The organism is Teredinibacter turnerae T7901, from assembly GCF_000023025.1.
Classification (GTDB): Bacteria; Pseudomonadota; Gammaproteobacteria; order Pseudomonadales; family Cellvibrionaceae; genus Teredinibacter; species Teredinibacter turnerae_B.
In genome coordinates this window covers 2,346,428-2,364,084 of sequence record NC_012997.1, presented here as the reverse complement: position 1 = coordinate 2,364,084, position 17,657 = coordinate 2,346,428, and the positions used below count along the sequence as shown (strand labels likewise).

The following is a 17,657-nucleotide window of genomic DNA, read 5'->3' as shown; positions in this document are numbered from 1 at the left end:
GCGGATTACTCCTCTTGCAGGCCAATAGCCCGAAACAACAGACGGCGATGCTCAGCCATAAATGCATCCAGATCCAAGCGGGAATCGCTATCATCGGATTCAAAAAATATGGTCCACATCAGCGATTTCACGAACGGTGAAACCACCAGGCGGGCGGTCAGTGCCGGGTCGCCAATGTTGATTTCGCCACTGGCCTTCCCGCGTTCCAGTAATTCTGTCAGCGCATTAAGTGCTCGCAAGATAATCTCCTCGCGGTAGTGCTGGACAATTTCAGGAAAGCTAAACGCTTCACTGAGCAGCACTTTGAGAAGTTTCGGCAGCGGACTGTGACTGATCAGCCTTGGCGCAAAGGTCAGCAACTGCGTAAGCCCCGCGCGCACTGTGGGAGTCGCCCTTAGCGCCTGTTCGACAATATCCACGTTTGGGCGCGCAATGGATGCCACCAATGCAGCGAAGATGGCGTCTTTCGACGGGAAATACAGGTAGACCGCCCCCTTGGATATACCCGCATGCCGGGCAATGCTTTCCATGTTGGTGGCCTTTAGCCCGTTGCGATAGAACTCGTCCAAGGCTGCAGCGAGAATGGCCTCGCGCCGACGGTCTTTCGCATCATCTGAGATAGCTCGTTTCATAGAATAATAACTTACTGACTGGTCAGTTAGTTATTATGGTTGCGGTCCGAAGGATTAGCAAGGAATTTTTGGCTATTTATTATGCAGATGTTATGACCAGAACGAGACAGCCGGCACACGTGACGAAAGCTGTTATACGCAATAGAGGTTGACGTTATGCGAAACGCAGGACACCAGTGCGGTTTGGCTATATATTTGTGTCCTGCGTGCTGGGTACGCACATTAAGGTATTGTTACTTCTTGGAAAAGGTTCTGTAGTCCACAGCAACCAGCGTGGCATTGGGGAATGGCCCATACGTTTGCGTCACTTTGGATCGCGCATAGTCGTCCCAATCGGTAAAACCTGAAGGATGGCCACGAATAAACCCCAAATCAAAATCTTCATTCTCTGTGGTGGTCGTTTGCACGTTAGTTGTGTTGTCCCGTAATGTGTAGCTTTTTATTTTAATCATTTGTTTTTTGTTGTGGCTGCCCTTTTCCTGCAGAACACCTTGCATGGCTGACGGTGCGCGCTCATCTTTAAACTGCTTTAACGGTGTTGTATCACGCGCTACAGTTTTTTTGGACACCGCGTTGTACGATTGCCGGTGGTGGATTGCGGGTTCTTTATCACTTTTGGAAAACATCGGTCTCTCCTTTTTTGGCTCACTAAGCGGTTAACCTTGATTCTTCGCCTTTTCTCCCATGACATCGGCTTCTTTTTCCAGTGACGGATTATCGTTCACGGGCATGCCATCAACTGTGGTTGTAACCGGCACACGACCTTGGGCCTGCTGCACTACATGCCAGGCTTCGTGTGGCAAATGCTTCATCTGGCCGGGAGCGACATGAATATCCGTGCCTTGCGCAAACGCGTGGGCGCCAACTTGTGCTGGCTTGCTGGAATTTTGGTGCACTCGTACCCCATCCATACTCAAGCCAGATAAGGTTTCGACCCCCGTCTTAAGATTGTCTGGCAGCCCTGTTTTATTTTCCTTTCTTTGCAGCGCAGTATGGAATTTACCCTGAGTTAACTCCTCTTCCTCAAGCGCGTCGCGCTGCATCGGCGCGTTAATAAATTTACCTTGTGTTAACTCCTCTTCATCGGGTGAAGCTTTTTGTAGCGCGCGGTTATCGCGAAATTGCGCCGTACCAGCGCGCCCGGATAGATCGGCGTGTTCAGTTGGATTATTCACATATTGTTTAGTCATAAAATTGCGCCTTTTTAGGTTAAGCACGTTCCAGCTTGTCCGCCATTTTCAGGTAGCTGCGGTAGCCGGAAAACGCCAGCATGGATAGAGCACCAACGGCCAGCAAGGGGGTAGCATAGGGGTAAAACAGCGGGTTACAACCCAATACCAGTAGAGCCAATAACACCGGACTCCAACGCAAGAGTAAAAAGGTTACGGGGTGGGCTTTCATAATCTTTCGTGTTGGGCAGTGTGTGTTGTACAGCGCGTAAAAAATCAAATTAGAAACAAACAACACAACTAACATCCACAACACAGTAATTCGATTTGGGCAGGCGTAAGCGCAAATAGAGAATACATCCGCTGCAGCAGGATAATGCATAGCGGCCGCCAACCAGCCCATGTTTTCCGTATCAACATACCCCACTTCAGTATTTCCATACCCTAGCTTTAGGGTAAAATCGAAAATGCTCATCACTGGGTTTTCAATGTCAGCCTTGCCTTTATCTGTTTGCGGGGTGAGTGGCAGGTTCCATAAACCGATACCGCCAAAGTTATATTTTAAATACGCCAGATCATCAACAAATTGCCGATGCGGCTCTGCACTTTCTTCACCAAGGGTTAGCCGCCCCAGCACCGGAATAATTTTTTGTTGTGCTTCTACCCTGGCCTCGCCTTTAAATTCATTTTCCAATTGCATCCGCAGGCGTTTTTTTTGCTCACTGGACGGTTCGTTGAGAAACACCAGTATATTTTTCACTTTGGGTGTTTGCGAGCCGGCTACCGTCTGATCAATCAGGTCTTTCGCAATAGGTTCATGTCCCTTCTCAAGCTCGGACGCCGTGGACTTGAGTAGCTCGTCGCGCGAAGCCACCATAAACAATTCGGACAATTTGGCAAAGTAGCTCTGTGACAATTCAACGCTGGCGCCAACATGGGTTTTCTGATTCTCCAAGCCCTGAATATCAAGCAGCAACCTGAGCTCCAGCTTCACAAGTGAATCGTCTTGCTGTATTACGTCATAGAGCCGCGACATATAAGTGAGTATTGCGTTCGCGTCGTCACCGCGACCGTAGTCATTAAAATAGACAATAACACCATTAATTCCGCCCCAGTGAGCAGCTTGCTCCTGTATAACCTGCAACGTTTTGTAATGGCTCTCCGCATAGGACCGAATATCATCGGTACCTCGCCAGGATTTCCAGTTTTGCGCCACCAAAACAATATCGCGCTGCACATTAAAACGTTGTAACTCCCGCAGGTAGTTCACAAATAATCGTGAGCTGGCCCAATGGAGTTGGTCGCTGACGCGGTTGTCTGCCCCCAATGGTAATGCGAAATAGGCTACCCGGCTGAACACTCCAAAATTTATGTAGCCGGGATTAATCAAGGGGAAGCCTATTTGTTGGTAGGCTTCCGACGCCAGCCAGTACGGATAAAACCCGATAGTTGTACCTTTAAGTGGTAAGGCGCATTCACTACATCCCGGCAAGGTCGATAATTCAATTTTGCTCAATTCGCTGCGCAAGAACGGCTTGACCGCCATAGACAACACGGCGTTTTGTACCTGGCTCACATAGTCAGTACCACTGTGACAGGTTTTGGTACGACAGATAGCGCAGGATTCCGGCGAGTTTGCGAGCAGCAGATCCGGACCAATTTCTGATTCAGTAAGCACCGTGCAAGCATAATTACCCGATCCGTCCTCGCTGCCTGAATCCGAGTTATCTACCGCGAGATCGCCCTCTTGAAAAGGTTTAACTATGTCGTCCGACAATGGGCATTCAATCTCAATACCAGGCGTATCGGTGCCGTCATTCGCGGCCGTGTTGTTGTTTTGTACCGCCGCTAAGCCAACCTCACGCATCTGGTACAAGAGGTTCGCCACCGCCAAGCGCAAACCATTTACCGACGGATACGCGGTACTCGCCAAGTTACTCAGGCAATCACTCACGGATGCGTCTACCGACGGGAACACCGCATCAAATGCGGCAGCATCATTGACTACCGCGTACCGGAGCGATTCCTGAGGTGTTCGAACAGCTATAGAAAGGGCACGATCAGTATCTTCTTTTTGGACAGAGGCTTGCTCCAGATTCCGCCGCAATTGTTGTGAAAAATACTGCGCCGGCACTGGCTGCCCGACAGCTGGCAGCAACGCCTGCGCTGCGAGCGACAGATTCTGTTGGCCGAGTTCAGAAATCGTTTGTGGCGATACGGCGAGATAATGCTGTTGCGTGATAAAACTTCGTATTTTTAGCGTAACGCTGTCGAGTATCTCCGGGCTGAAACCATCAATTTTTTCAAGTTCGGCAGACAAATACGCCAGTGCACTATCAAGGGTAACAAACTGATTGACACTCGGATTTTGTGCGGTGCTTACGGCTATTTCGCGAACCGCTTTATTAAGCTTTAACATTGTAACATCACGAGGCAACAGCATTATTGGCTGTATGGGGCTGATTTCTTTCTGCATAGCTTTCTGCGTACCTTGCTCCGCAGGTGTAGCAACAGAACTTCCAGCTGATGTGCCAGCATTAAGGCTCACAGCAGAAACAGGCACCGCTGCTGACACGTTTGCTGTAAAATATACTGTGCTCAAGCCAAGAAAAACAAACGACAGCAATCCGAAACGACGCGTATTAAGTAGTGAGCGGGTCAAGCCAACACCCTCCCCTGTTTTTTAATCTCCTTCGCAACGCCCTCCTCCAAGTCTTCGGTTGTTAACCTCCCATTACCCCGTTTAACCATGCGAATGGCCGCATAGCGCACCACATTGACAATCGAACCGCCCGCGATTTCGTACTCTTTTGCCAACAGTTTGAGATCCACCGACGCATCCAGGCAATCCGCATTAATAAAAGCATTTTCCCATAACGCCAGTCGCTGATTAAAATCGGGCATAGGAAAATAGATGGCCGACTGAAACCGGCGAAAAAACGCATCATCAATATTGCCACGTAAATTTGTAGCCAGCACGACAACCCCAGGAAAGCATTCTATTCGTTGCAACAGGTAGGCCACCTCTTGATTAGAATGCCGATCGTTAGAATTACTCGTTTCCGTACGCTTACCGAACAGCGCGTCCGCTTCGTCGAAAAATAGTATCCAGTTGCGGTTTTCTGCCTGGGTAAAAATGGCTTCCAGGTTTTTTTCGGTTTCACCGATGTACTTAGAAACCACCGCAGCCAAGTCCACACGATAAACATCTGCCGTCATAGCCTTTCCCAACAGACACGCGGTCAGCGTTTTTCCCGTACCAGGCGGCCCGTAGAACAGCGCACGGTAACCGGGCTTTATCGATTTCTCCAAACCCAGGTTTTGCATGATGTGCTTCTGGTGAAGCAGCCAGGTGCGCATGTGTTCTATATCGTCGAGCGTTCGTTCTGCAAGTACCAGGTCGTCCCAGCTAAGATTGGTTGTTAAATGTGTGGCCGGGAAATGGATGCTGAAGTCCGGCTTTTCACAAACGCCCGTGGTTACCTTGTGAAAATATTCATTGGAAACACTAATCGCAGCTGACAAATATGCTTCGTCAAATTCGGCCGAATGCACGCGCAATAATCCGCATCGAGTAAAATAGTGGTCCTTTTCCAGCATCGCGATAACATCCAGGCGCTCACCGAGTTTATCCCCTGCAATAAGGAATGCTGCTGTTTCACCTGTTGGCAGGAATCCGCCGTGCACTTTGCCTCGCCATCCACCAAATTCACTGTACGGGCGATCTATCTGGGGATCACGAATAAGCAATAAATTTAGCGCCTGTGGCCGTAAATGAGGTGCCAGCGCCAGCATAAACAGGAGTCGCTCGCGACTGCCCATACCAAATTCACGAACAACGTCGCCGTAGCTAGAGCTACAGTAGGTAATATCCGGCGGTTCGATTTCGGCAATGGAGGTATATTCACATTCATTGCAAAAATACAGCGCTAACCGTGTTTCCAACACACGGGAAAACCAGGCTAGCTCGCGTTCCAACACCAATGCATTGCGCTCGGCCTGAGTGCGTATTGCGATATCAGCAAGAGGCTGCTCCGCATAAGCAACGCTATTCAAGCGAATGTAGCCATCTTTGTCTGCAAACATAGTTTTTTCCGTTGAGTACAAAGCTTTGATCCAAGCGAGTTGGCTTTGTCAGCAGGGATACCACAAAGCAATCAATCATTGCGCCAGTGCACGTGAATCGCATCCGCCATAAAGGGGAATTTAATAATATTGAAATTCCACGGCAACCGGTCAATCAATACATCAACGCCACGCTCTTCAACCTCCAGCAACCATCCTTTTTCCTCGCGCCACAACAAGGCACCATCGCGTACAAGAAATGTCTCTCTCAGCCCAGCGATACTGGTAGAGCCAATTGCACTCCAATGTTGAATAACCGCACCCAGCAGTTCATCGCACATGGCAATTTCAGAACTCGCCAATGGCGCGAAGGACACTTTTACCTGCAGGGGTATGCCCAATAAGGCGGAGATTAAACCCGTATGCACCGAAGACAATTCTTCGCTGCCCGGTATAGATAGTACCTGCTCTCCCGTCGCCAGATAAAAGAGCACCTGACAGGCCTTAGATTGGTGTGTTTGAATGATTGAATCATCTTTTGTGTAGCCCAAACGGTTGAGCAAAACGGGAATATATGGCGCGAGTAATACTAGCCCACAGTACGAGACAATAGATGGCGTATGTGCATTAGCCCCCGACTTAACGTCAGCCTCCGCCTTCGCACGCTCTTCTACCTCCACATTTAGCTTGGGCAAGCCTAGATCACTCGCGCTTAGAGAGCTGATCACCTGCTGCGTCTCACGAAGTATCACAGAGCTAATGCGAAAACCCGGATTATGGATAAGACGGCTACAATACTGTCCGAACCGTTCTAGTTCGAACTGACGCGGGTTCGGTTGCCAAATCCGAAATACCTGGAAAAGCACCTGCTGAATGAACAAATCGACACTCACGCTGCCTGGATGAAGGAGTTGCCGGGCCAAGTAATGATAGGCAATACAGCGCCAGCGGGATTCGCTTACCAGCTGGTTGCATTTTAACGAACCAATGTTGTTCTTCGGAGCATTCTCACAGCCTTTAATTAGCAAATGCAATAACTGGAGCACAGGATATAAAACACGCATTTTATCGAGCGAGTAACTGTAAGCCCAATTGAGCAGCGCCGCTTCGCCCGCCCAAACCAGCTTTCCTGCCTCGGACAGTGACGTGGCGAGAGACTTAATTTTTTCCTCACAAAGGGTATGTTCCATCTCCCACGCGTTTTCAGATTTTTCGCCGTCACTGAGATTGGCGTCACCACTGTTAAAACTGTGCAAGGTGGCTGCAGTCAGTTTAGCGGCCTTCGCCTCCGAATCCTTCGTTCTTGGCCCAGGTAAAACACGCGAATCCATCCTTGATCGGCTACTGGCAGCTTTAGCTTGAGCCCTTTGCAAGGTACTTTCGAGATTGAGATTTACCTGCGCTAATATATCTTCGATCAGCACCGCATAAAAAATCTGTTGGCTACGACAGCGCTGCGCATAGCTTTGTAAAGCAGCCATAAGCATACCGGTACGCGCACTTTCAAGCCCACCAGCACCGATAAAACAGCGAGCCAATAGCACTAAACTGTCGCCATCAATACGATCGCAGATCATACTCAACATATGCAGATGAGCCCGACAATAATCGCTAAACCGTTTAAAGTAGATATAGTGCCCTGCGGCAATAAAACGCAGCGCTTTGTGTAAATCAGCTACCGTTGGCAGGGCTCCCGAACCGGTTATTTGTTGCAGTGTTTCAACAGCCTTAGCGGCGAGATGGCCATACTCCTCTTCACCCACAGGTGATTTATTTTCCGCTGAATATTGCTCGCGCAAATGCTGCCCTGACATTTTCTGCTCTGCTATAGGCGGCAGACCCGATCTGCTGGTGGTTTCGATCGAGTGATTTTGATCCCCTAACCCTAAACCATCGCCTGCAATGAGTCGCCACTCATCGGCCAGGGCTTGCGGCAAATTGGCCTGCTCACATAAGAGCCTTATGCAATGCAACACGTCCACATAGTTCAAATTAAAATGATGGCACAAAGAACGCAAAAAATATCTTGCAAAGCTGCGACGATTAAAAACACTGCCGCGCTGGTCCACAATAAAATTAATTGTCAGTTCTCTAACCAGTGAAAAGACCTTTTCACTCTGACCGGAGACTGAGGACGTAAGTTTTTTTGGCAGCGGACCAGGATTTTTCGAGCCTGCTAAAAGCGTTAATTGGGATACCTGACCCGAAGATGACCATATTTTCTGCAAAAACTCATCGTTCTCTGGTTCTAACACCGACAACAGATTCAACTGTACGACTACGGGGATACGATGAACAAACTGCTTACGATAGGTCATACTTTGTAGTAGAACCCGAGTCATCGAATACAAATACCGAGTATGCTCTGCTTTTAACCGCGCCCAGTCGTCGTCGGTTAATTGCCACACGCCCTGCTGTATCGAATCAACAAACAGACTAAACAGCTGTTTATCCGTATCGGACAATGGATAATCCTGATTTTCACTCGTGGCACCCTGCGTGCCAGAATACACTAGATCCGTAAGGTGGCGGTTAAGCAAGCTCGCCAGATCCCAATATGCAGGCTGGTTGTGGCGGGCGTCTTCCGCGAACTTCACTAATACATCAGAAAGACTATTGAATTTTTCGGACCCACCGAATGAGCGGGTGTTTGTCAAATGATCGAAGTAGAGTTTTCCCAGCCGGGAGCGCGCAGATGCAGAATCTTGACGCCCGAGTTTAGTATCACAGAAAAACCACTCTACGAAAAATTCATTGAAACGAAAGGATTTTCCCGGTAACAAATGATCATGCAGTTTTACCATAGCGGGTAACAGATATCGTATCTCGCCAGCAACCGATCGGCTCAGGTTGCCGCAGAGTTCACTTAACACTGATTGCGGCAATATCGTAAAAACCGCCTTCAAACGTTCCCTGCCTTGTGCGTCTACTACTTGACGAATCATTGCCACTAGCTTGTCAGGCGCCTGCGCCAGCAAATAGCCGAATTGGGTAATGAGAGCATCACTTTGCGCCAGGTTTAGATCGGGATGTACATCACTCAAACCAACAAACCACGCCCGTAAATTTTTGAGTGCTCGCTGCACATCAAGGCGAGACACTGCTGGATCAGCTTTAGAGGTAGTTAAAGAAGCCTGCGCTGAACCCGTATGCTGCTGTTTCGACGTGTCCGTGCCGTACAAGCCTGTGTCAGGATTTTCGGTTAGACCCGAGGAAACACGAAGAATCTCAAGCAGGTCGGATTTAATGGTGTTATCCGCTTCACTTTGCGACACCAGGGAATACAACCAGCGACTGAGTTTTTCAGTGCCTAAATTGTTCCTCTGCGCAAGTTGTCGCACCACAGAGCGCATATACATTTTTCGATTAAACTGGCTCCCACGCTCACATACCAGATAAATCAGCGTAAACTCGACAACAATATTTCTGGTCAGTTTAGTGCCAGATAAATTATCTCGATCATATTTTTCCGTCTCTTGAACCAGCTGAGAAATGGTTTCCTCCTGAATTAGCGTTTCATGCCTATTGGCGACACTAGCCATCTGATCTGCTGTGCGGACAAAAGTGAGTACGTAGTCCGCATGAACAGGCTCAAGTTTTTTAATAATCCATTCCTGCTGGTTCTTAGAAAATAGTTCCGCTACTTGTCGACGTGATTCCGGCTTTCGTAACACCCGCTTTAAAACATCGATGAAATTAAAAGCTGAGAAAACAGTCGAGCTGTTATCCAGCGCGACAAGTTCCTGAAATAATTTTCCGTCCCAAGCGGAGCGCGAAGAGGTGTTAAAGATATTCTTTAGAAGCCGCTCTACCGATACAGCGTGCCCCCCGTTCGCCCCGTTCGCCCCGTTCGCCCAAGGCGAGCCTCTAGAAGCGGCCTCATCGAATCGGCCTTGCTTGAGCGCAACGATATACCCGATAGCATCTTTTATTTCAGATCGGAACTTGTCTATAAACGCGGCTTCGAATTCTTCCCAACTGGAAGCTTCTATTGAAAGAGTGATTTCTTTGATATGAAAGGTATCAATGGGCACATTCTCGAAACGCTTTGTTTGTGAAGGGCCTCTATCTAACCCACCCTTCGGGCTATTAGCTTCCAACCGCTCCAACCAGATTTCCGCATCAGCCAGAATCTTGTCCGTATGCTTCAGCAGCTTTTCACGGGCAAGCAATTCAACCCGATCATCAGTTACATCTTCCATCAGCCGATCACATATTGTGAAATCCACACGCTGAATACTATTCACCGCAATCCTCCTTCTGCGAGCTTCATTAGCATCCGAAGGAGCTTTGCGGAGAGAAAATTAAATTTGCGGTGCTCGTCCCTCCGCATACGCACATCGCACCAATTTTTAAATAAAACCTCAAACCGCTCCATCGTCGAAAAATCAAGCCAGAATACCTGGGTATACATATGCGCAGGAGACTCCTGTAGCACCAGGTCCTCGACATAGCGGCGAAATTCCCCGTCTACGAAGCGTGCGGACCAGCCAGACACAACCAGACTTTGCGTATTCGCAAAAGGATTAAGCGACGCTACTTTATCGACTGCGGGTTGCCAGTGTTTAGAAACAGGCAGCAGGAGCTGGTGCTCTATTAGATGAAAGCCTTCCATATCGCTGTTCAGCGTTTGGATAAATTGACACAAACCATTGGCAGTAATGGCGGCATCGTGCTCTGATTTGGTCGAGAGCAAGTAGAGCCAGTTTTCTCGCGAATTTCTCCCCAAGTTGATGTATAACCGGGTTGCTGTGCGCTGATCAGATACTTTGATACGGTAGCTTGCCAAATTTGCACCGGCGCGAAAGAGCAGCGTTCGAAGATTTTTTAAATGACCAAAAACGTGGTTCCTTACCTGGTGGTACACCTTTTTACTGGTTGGTTCGTCAACAGCAATGTCAGGCACCGGCTTTAAGTTTCTTGTTTCATCCGCGGCCAGACTATGACCGATATTTTCGTAAAAACTCGTCGCGAATCGCGTCTCTTGTTTTGCGTTATTGGCGTTGAAATGGAATCCTAAATCACTGTCCTGGTGATTTAGCCCGGCTCGAACCAGCGGATAAACGGTAGACAGCCTTCGCTCACTTAATCCCAGTTTTATCCGCAGATGTTTTTCTAATGTAGATTGATTTGTTGTTCCCCAGGTTTTCTCTACGAAGTTTGTACCGGCTGCTCTATCCCTCGCTAACATGCCTATATGCTCAATATATTGCTGTTTACACGCTAACAGCTGCTCGGCTCGTGCCAGCTCAGAAAAATAGGGATTGTTAAAATCCCAGGCAAAACTCTCCTTGTCGCGCCCGTTCATTGCTGCCAGAAAATCAAATACTCGCGCCTTACGCGGACTGTAATTCTGGTAGGCTTCGAGTGAGTCTAAAAAATCAACGCCCGGTACTGATTGGTAAATTTGCGATACAACACCGTCAAGTTTACCGGTCGGATAAACGCGCTTAACCCCGGTATCCGTCGATAAAAAATCCTTTGTGCTATCGAGCATAGCCAGATGATCGACAAGCAATTGGTCGAACAGGGTAAGATAGCCTTTTAGCTGCTTCGCTTGCCCCTTCCGCTGTGCGGACGCACTAGCAGGGAGTCCAAACGCATTAATGCCGTAGTTTGCTGGAAAGTGATTCTGTACCGAAATATACGATAACAATTCCTTGTGTGAGCTGGGGATACTCGCCGTGGGCGCGGCATCGCGTAGCATGTTGCGTTGTAACTGGTGCGCTTCCTCCAAACTATGTATCAACTGCTGAACCGCGGCGGCGTCGACATTTACCTGACGGTTGCGCACAAACACACGCACAGAGTCGGCTCCGGCAATGGTTGATAACTGTAATCGCAGCGCGTATCGAGGATCTGTGAACACATTCGAACCGACAGGCTTCTCCAGTCTCCCATCCACAGCAACACCGATAAGTGCCAGGTGGCTGGTAGTAGTTACCCCCGGAACTTTGTGAATCTCATTCAAAAGAGCGACCAGCGGCTCACCGGTTACTTGAAATTTCGCGGTAACAAGATATCGCTGCACACAAAAATACATCGCCGCCATCGCCTGCTCTACTTTACCCGACTCACCTACTTCCTCGTTAAGATAGATATCACCTGAAAGCGCCACATTCACACGTTTTGTCAGCACGACATCGTTTAAAGCGTTACCCAGGTTTCGCACCCTGTGGTATTGAGTAATAACCTTCGCTTTTAGCTCTTGCATTTGCTTGGACGAGTTGGAACTGGCCCAAGCTGTGATATATATTTTATGCAGCCAGGGTAAGGTACTAACGACTGCTGAGGCTTTGGTTCGCACCTTGGTTTCCTGAATCGACACCGCTGCCAGCTCAGGTATCTTTCTACACAAATAATCCGCCATTTCGGTGGTGGTGAGCGGCCGCATCTGAAACGCGTCGCCTGGGGCAGATAACCCGTGCTGCCTCAAGCTCAATTCTTGATTTGCATTTGCGAGCAGATTTTCTATAGCGTAGTCTGTACGATGGTTTATATCGGTTAATGCGTAACACAAACTCTCTAGAATGGTAATCCCTGGATCGTGTAGGTTGTAATCCGTCCAGCAACTTGCAGCGAGCTTTTGTACTGCCTCCACCATCGCTTTTCGCAGTTGCTCAAAATCACTCGCGCCTCTGCGTTTAACCAACGTTAATGCCGGTGAGGTCTTAGCGTTAGAATTCTCCGGTTTAAGTGCGGTTTTTAAGGGCCTAATCATCGCCAAGACCTCGCTGCGCCTGCATGCGAAGTGATTGGAAATGATCATCGTCATCCCACAATCGAGTGATGTGGAAATCAATTACACAAGGCTCATCCGCTGCATAGCCGTCTTCTGTGCGTTGCTCGGTACCGTAGTCGCAATTACTGCGAATCTGCAGTTGGTAGCCGGACTTCATATCGTCTTCATTCCAGCGCAGTTTTATTTTGTGCAGCAACGAATCGTGGTATACCTGAGTGTAATTAATGCGATTCCGCAGACCGAGCCAAGCAAGAAGATCGTTACTTTTACGGCGCCAAGGGCAATGAAGCGCTATCGCGTGTACCATCGCGTAACGGCGGCGAGAAATATTCTGCGCTCTGGCGACGATCTCAAAGCCCGAGCCACCTTGAATGTTATCGACAATGGTCTGCCACTCACCATTCGCGGCAACTGACTCAAACGAGCGGCCATAGGTACCTCGCCTCTCCTGCACGAATGCTGCACCATTAACATCAAGGGTTGCTTTGGGATCTTTGGTACCAATACCAACCCCCAGTCGATTATTCGTACGGGCCAGGCACAACGCGGCATTCAACTTAGCGTCATCTGCGGCGCTGAATTCAAAACCCTCGTCGGTGTTGGCCTGTGATGACCATAATAAATTACTGTGATCACCATCGAATTTTGATCGCCACACAGCTTTGTCTTTTGAGCCAGCCTCATAAAAGCTGGTCAATACCGTATATTCAGAATGGCAGGTAAGCTTCAGTCCGTTTTCGCTGTCCTTAGCAAAGCCGTCCTCGCTGATATTGATAGTTGAATCAATGAGGTCACGAAAATTCGAAGAATTAGGCAGCGCACCGTCACCGAAGAATGCCTTTAATGTACTTCGGTTTTGTTTAGACATTGCGGCTTCTCTCACCAATAACAAAAGTCGAGCCAATTTGCATCGCGCTGACCCCTACAGGTTTTGCAAATTCCGGTGCACCCGGGGTTTTTAATATAGCGATATCGTGTTCGCTAAATGGCAGAGGCAGGCTCCAGGGGTAAGAGGCATGTAGATGACTGGCTGCCTTGTTGGGATTCGAGTGTGCTGTCTCACTCAAATAATAAACACCTTTTCGATCAGAAATCTCACCTATTTTAAGTAACGATATTGAAGTAACACTTCTGACATAATCGCGTTCACGAATAAAGCGCTCAACGTCCTGGGCACCTATTTTCCAACCAAGATCTATTTTTTGCGATGAAGAGCTGCCAGGTGACAGGTAGTCGAAAAGATCATTGTTCAAGCGCTTAATATTCAGCCCAACCCCAATCGGGTCAACAAAAGCCGCTTTACAGCGCACACGTACTTTTTCATAAACGGGATTACACACGTCTATCACAACGTGCGGCGAACTGAGCGATTGAAGATAGCGTTGAATTTCAGCTAATAGAACCTTGTTTATGTAAAACGCCTGCCGCTCGTCAGAGTTGAGGTTGTTGTAGGCAGGGCACACAATAATCGCGATGTGACCCGGCACTGGCTGTATCTCACCTACGCGACACGCAGGCAAACATTTTACGCGCTGCACCTCCGCGAACCGCTCTAATACCAGCCGCTCATAATCCCACGGCGTAATCGCACGATTTCGGTGCCGCAACAGTTCATTAATTCGGGCATCGGCCGCATGCTGAGTTTCACGCTGTTTTTGCGCAATTGCCGGCTCACATTGCATTAAGCGGCTAACCGACGGCAGCGCGGGTGTGGCCTGCCAGGTACTACTGTAACCCTCAGGCAAGCCCTGTTGCGGACAGCTATGCAAAGTCAGCTCCGGGTTTGTCGAAACAAGGGGTATCACATCGAACTGCAACGCCAGGAGTTCGCCAAAATCCTGTAAATTTCCGGACGAAGAAACTCTCAACCAATAACAGTTTCCATTGAAAAAACCTGGGTGACGGCAACGCTGCGCGGGTAATCGGAGATAAACAATTCCCGAGCGGGTTAACCCATTGGTGGAATCGCTTAGAATATTAGCCGTAGAAAGCTCCAGCCAACCGTAGGAAGTATATACGAACCATTCCAGTATCGAACCTTCGCTTTTACTGCCGCTAGTAGTACTCGCATCGAGCTTAAAATATAGGCTAAGCGCATCGGCTTGCTCGTCGATATCAAAACCGATATACAGATTGCCATCCTTCGACCATTCAGGAAATAGCGGGTATGCGCCCTCATCCATGAGTGTATAGCTGCGTTCATACCCCAACGGAGTTTTGTAGAATGCCAGCGAATTTCCCGTGAAAGCCTCGTCTGTCAACTCAGAAAACGAACCTATAAATTGGACCTTCTCGCAAGACTCGTAATCCACAAGTACACGGGAAATTTCCGGCGTGTAAGGCGGTGACGGCAGCGTCAGCTTCCTGCGCTTACGCGTGTTGTGAATAATAGTATCGCTAAGCACCGTCGAGTACTCGGCGTGGCCAAATAATTTTGCTTTCGATTTAAGCTTTAAATTGACGTAACCTGTCTGTAACGCAGTTTTATGCGAGTATTGCTTGCCAAAGTCGGACTTGTTCACAGCTGCAGGCAACGGCCTGTAGCTAAAATTGATCGGAAGTGAAATCGCTGTATACTTGCTTAACTTGCCAGTGGTAGGGTTGAACTCGAAAAGCGGTGCAAGGTGAACCTTGGATTCATTTTGAGGTAGTAACACCCCAGCCATTTGCATTTGCACAACCACCCAGTAGTTCGAATTCTCGTAGCCGTCGCCATAAGCGCGATAGTACTCGGCAAACCCACCGTAACATGTAGGCAGGTTTTTCCACTCGATATGTAACTGTAAGCGTGTGAGATGTTTACGAGCGTATTCATAGCCGCCGATACGTAAAAAGTCGTTAGTCGCTGGCTGCGCTGAAAAGGCCTGGAACGCCTGGGAGTTATCGACTTTACCGTAGACATTTCGTAACACAAGATCCGTGTACCCTTTTACACTGACACGCAGCACGCAATCCTGCACCGCAACACTGCGCACAAACGAATATGGGAACACAGTTGCCGCGTTGTTGATACCCAGATACAGCATAGGCTGTTGAAGACTCGCTAAAAGTGCATCTTTGCTAAGGTTACTGTCTTTGCCAAAGCGCTGAACTGCCGGCGCAGAGCTGTCAAGGCTTAGCATTACCACCAAAGAACCGCGCCCTTCTCCGCGCTTTACGCGATAGTTCTGAACAGTGAACCACCCTTCTGCGGTACTTAGACGGACAACAAAAGCGTTGTTCAAGTAGTAATGCAATAAGCCACGTTCACTCAGCGCTACATCCGCATACATGGTTCGGAGCATAAGCTGCCACTGTTCCGCGGTCGCTACAGCGGTATCCTTTGCTGGGTGATCCAGTAGCCAGATCAGCTTTGCCTTCATAAATGCGATATCTGAGTGACCTAGATAGCCGGTAAAGAAAATCCGTCTGTTAGTTATTTCTCTGTGAAGAAATCCCATTAAAGGAACCGACTCAGTCAGCAAATACAAGCACACCAGACAGCTATCAAAAAACGTATGCAGAGGTGCTTCGGCGACTAACCCATCGAAGCGCGGCTTCATATCTGCGATAGTTAACTTAGATTTTTCCGGCAGATATTTTTGTAACTGTTTAGCGTCGCCGCGCTCACTTTCACTCTCACTCTCACTCTCACTCTCACCCAGCAGATTTATTAACTCTTTGACGAAGAACGCTTCGCACTTAAGGCTGCTGGAAAGCGCAAAAAGTATGGCGTCAGCCCTGGCTTGCAACGGCGGCGGCAGACAGGAAAAGGTATCCGATTTCGGCAAGCTGGTATCGCCCTCAACCACGGCAATAAAACGATGAAAAGCACGGTCCTGCAAACTAAATTGCAAACAGATGTTTCGTGTACCCTGAGCCAATTCCAAATTTTTAGATGCGATGTAGAGACCAAATTCAGCATCAGAATCTTCGCGGCCAGCACGACTTTCCAACGCGTTTCCGAGTAGTGACACAGGTTCTATGCCGCCATCCGGATTGGGGAATGACTGATGCTGCAGTACCCCCGTAACAGCGCGAGTCGTATTCTCCGGAAATATTCTAGGGTGCCTTTGCAGGAATACGGTACCGAGCGCGCTCAATTTCGCGCCGGTTAGCAGCATGCTGGTTTCCGCTTGATACACAACACTTTTGAAGTCTGGTGTTTTACCTGCGTCAAAAAGTGTGCCTTTAGGGACTATCCGGTTAATTCCGGGGCTTGCATTACAGTGCAAAAAAACACGCTCTGCGTGACCGCCTCGAGGTGCATTCTGCAAGAGCGTTAGATAATAAAACCTAAGCAATCTGAGCGGTAAATTGTTGGTTTTTTGTTGAGTGTATTGATAAGTTTGAAGAAAACTCAACAATAAGCTAACGCTGGGATTGTGATCGCCCTGAGAGAGAAGAGACGGCAGCAATTTCGCACAATGTTCGGCAGTATACTCCCGCACTCGCAGTACTTTATCGAAACAATTGCGGAGAATGTCTTCCTTATCTCGGTAGCTTTGGGTTCGATATTGTATTTTTAACTTGTCGGTGGATAAAATATTTCTTAAAGCCCCCTTCAACTCTTGAGCATTTTCAAATTTTTCTGATACAGCAACTTTTAAGTAGGCTCCGCCAATATCACCCAGCATTTCCTGGCTGTACTCCCGCACAGCCAATGCCGCCTGACGAGATTCCATATAAGCAAATCGCTCACTTGCACCCAGCCAACGACCGACTGCGGCTATCGCTTGCAAGCCATAGTTGAGCCCATCTGTCAGGCTTTGTTTCAGCTTTGTATCAAACTCCTGCTTCAGGGTGCGAATATCAATTTCCGCCGCATCCGCTATCACCATCACTTCACTTTCACTGAAAAGTGACTGCCAAGTACCCTCAGGCTCATTTTTAAGATTAAAAAAACGTATCTCACTTGCATAGGAGGCAAGTGCACGTATCAGATCAGCCAGTGAGCGATCATCAATTTGCAAATACTCCTCTGCAAGCACGGAAGGCAGGCGCGTTTGCTGCTGTGATCCGTGCTGACGATTCAGCTTCGTAAAATAGGTATCACTCACGCGGAATCAT

At 48.5% G+C, this 17,657-nt stretch carries 9 protein-coding genes; all 9 read right to left on the bottom strand.

The window, feature by feature from the left end; translation table 11 throughout:
• Nucleotides 1-5 precede the first annotated feature (5 nt).
• The 9 genes from TERTU_RS09900 to TERTU_RS09860 all read right to left on the bottom strand — a co-directional run bounded on the left by TERTU_RS09900 (nucleotide 6) and on the right by TERTU_RS09860 (nucleotide 17,647).
• A complete protein-coding gene (locus tag TERTU_RS09900) occupies nucleotides 6-632 on the bottom strand; it encodes a TetR/AcrR family transcriptional regulator (protein WP_015817434.1) in 627 nt (208 codons plus the stop codon).
• Between the two features lie 233 nt (nucleotides 633-865).
• Entirely contained in the window at nucleotides 866-1,258 is a 393-nt protein-coding gene (locus tag TERTU_RS09895) for a hypothetical protein (protein ID WP_015817644.1), read from the bottom strand.
• Between the two features lie 30 nt (nucleotides 1,259-1,288).
• On the bottom strand, nucleotides 1,289-1,822 hold the full coding sequence (locus TERTU_RS09890; protein WP_015817529.1) for an eCIS core domain-containing protein: 534 nt from the start codon (nucleotides 1,820-1,822) through the stop codon (nucleotides 1,289-1,291).
• Between the two features lie 19 nt (nucleotides 1,823-1,841).
• Nucleotides 1,842-4,220 carry a hypothetical protein gene (locus TERTU_RS09885; protein WP_228378303.1) on the bottom strand — a complete coding sequence of 793 codons (2,379 nt, stop codon included), beginning with the start codon at nucleotides 4,218-4,220 and terminating at the stop codon, nucleotides 1,842-1,844.
• A 239-nt stretch (nucleotides 4,221-4,459) separates the two neighbouring features.
• Nucleotides 4,460-5,887: an ATP-binding protein gene (locus tag TERTU_RS09880; protein WP_015820304.1), complete on the bottom strand. Its 1,428-nt coding sequence runs from the start codon at nucleotides 5,885-5,887 to the stop codon at nucleotides 4,460-4,462.
• 71 nt (nucleotides 5,888-5,958) lie between these two features.
• A complete protein-coding gene (locus TERTU_RS09875; RefSeq protein WP_015820887.1) occupies nucleotides 5,959-10,113 on the bottom strand; it encodes a contractile injection system tape measure protein in 4,155 nt (1,384 codons plus the stop codon).
• Complete coding sequence (locus tag TERTU_RS09870) at nucleotides 10,110-12,587, bottom strand: hypothetical protein (protein WP_041590181.1); 2,478 nt, start codon at nucleotides 12,585-12,587, stop codon at nucleotides 10,110-10,112. The genes TERTU_RS09875 and TERTU_RS09870 overlap by 4 nt, the downstream gene beginning before the upstream one ends.
• Entirely contained in the window at nucleotides 12,580-13,476 is an 897-nt protein-coding gene (locus TERTU_RS09865; RefSeq protein WP_015818160.1) for a hypothetical protein, read from the bottom strand. Before TERTU_RS09865 ends, TERTU_RS09870 begins: the two co-directional genes overlap by 8 nt.
• Entirely contained in the window at nucleotides 13,469-17,647 is a 4,179-nt protein-coding gene (locus tag TERTU_RS09860) for a baseplate J/gp47 family protein (RefSeq protein WP_015818499.1), read from the bottom strand. Before TERTU_RS09860 ends, TERTU_RS09865 begins: the two co-directional genes overlap by 8 nt.
• Between the last annotated feature and the right edge of the window lie 10 nt (nucleotides 17,648-17,657).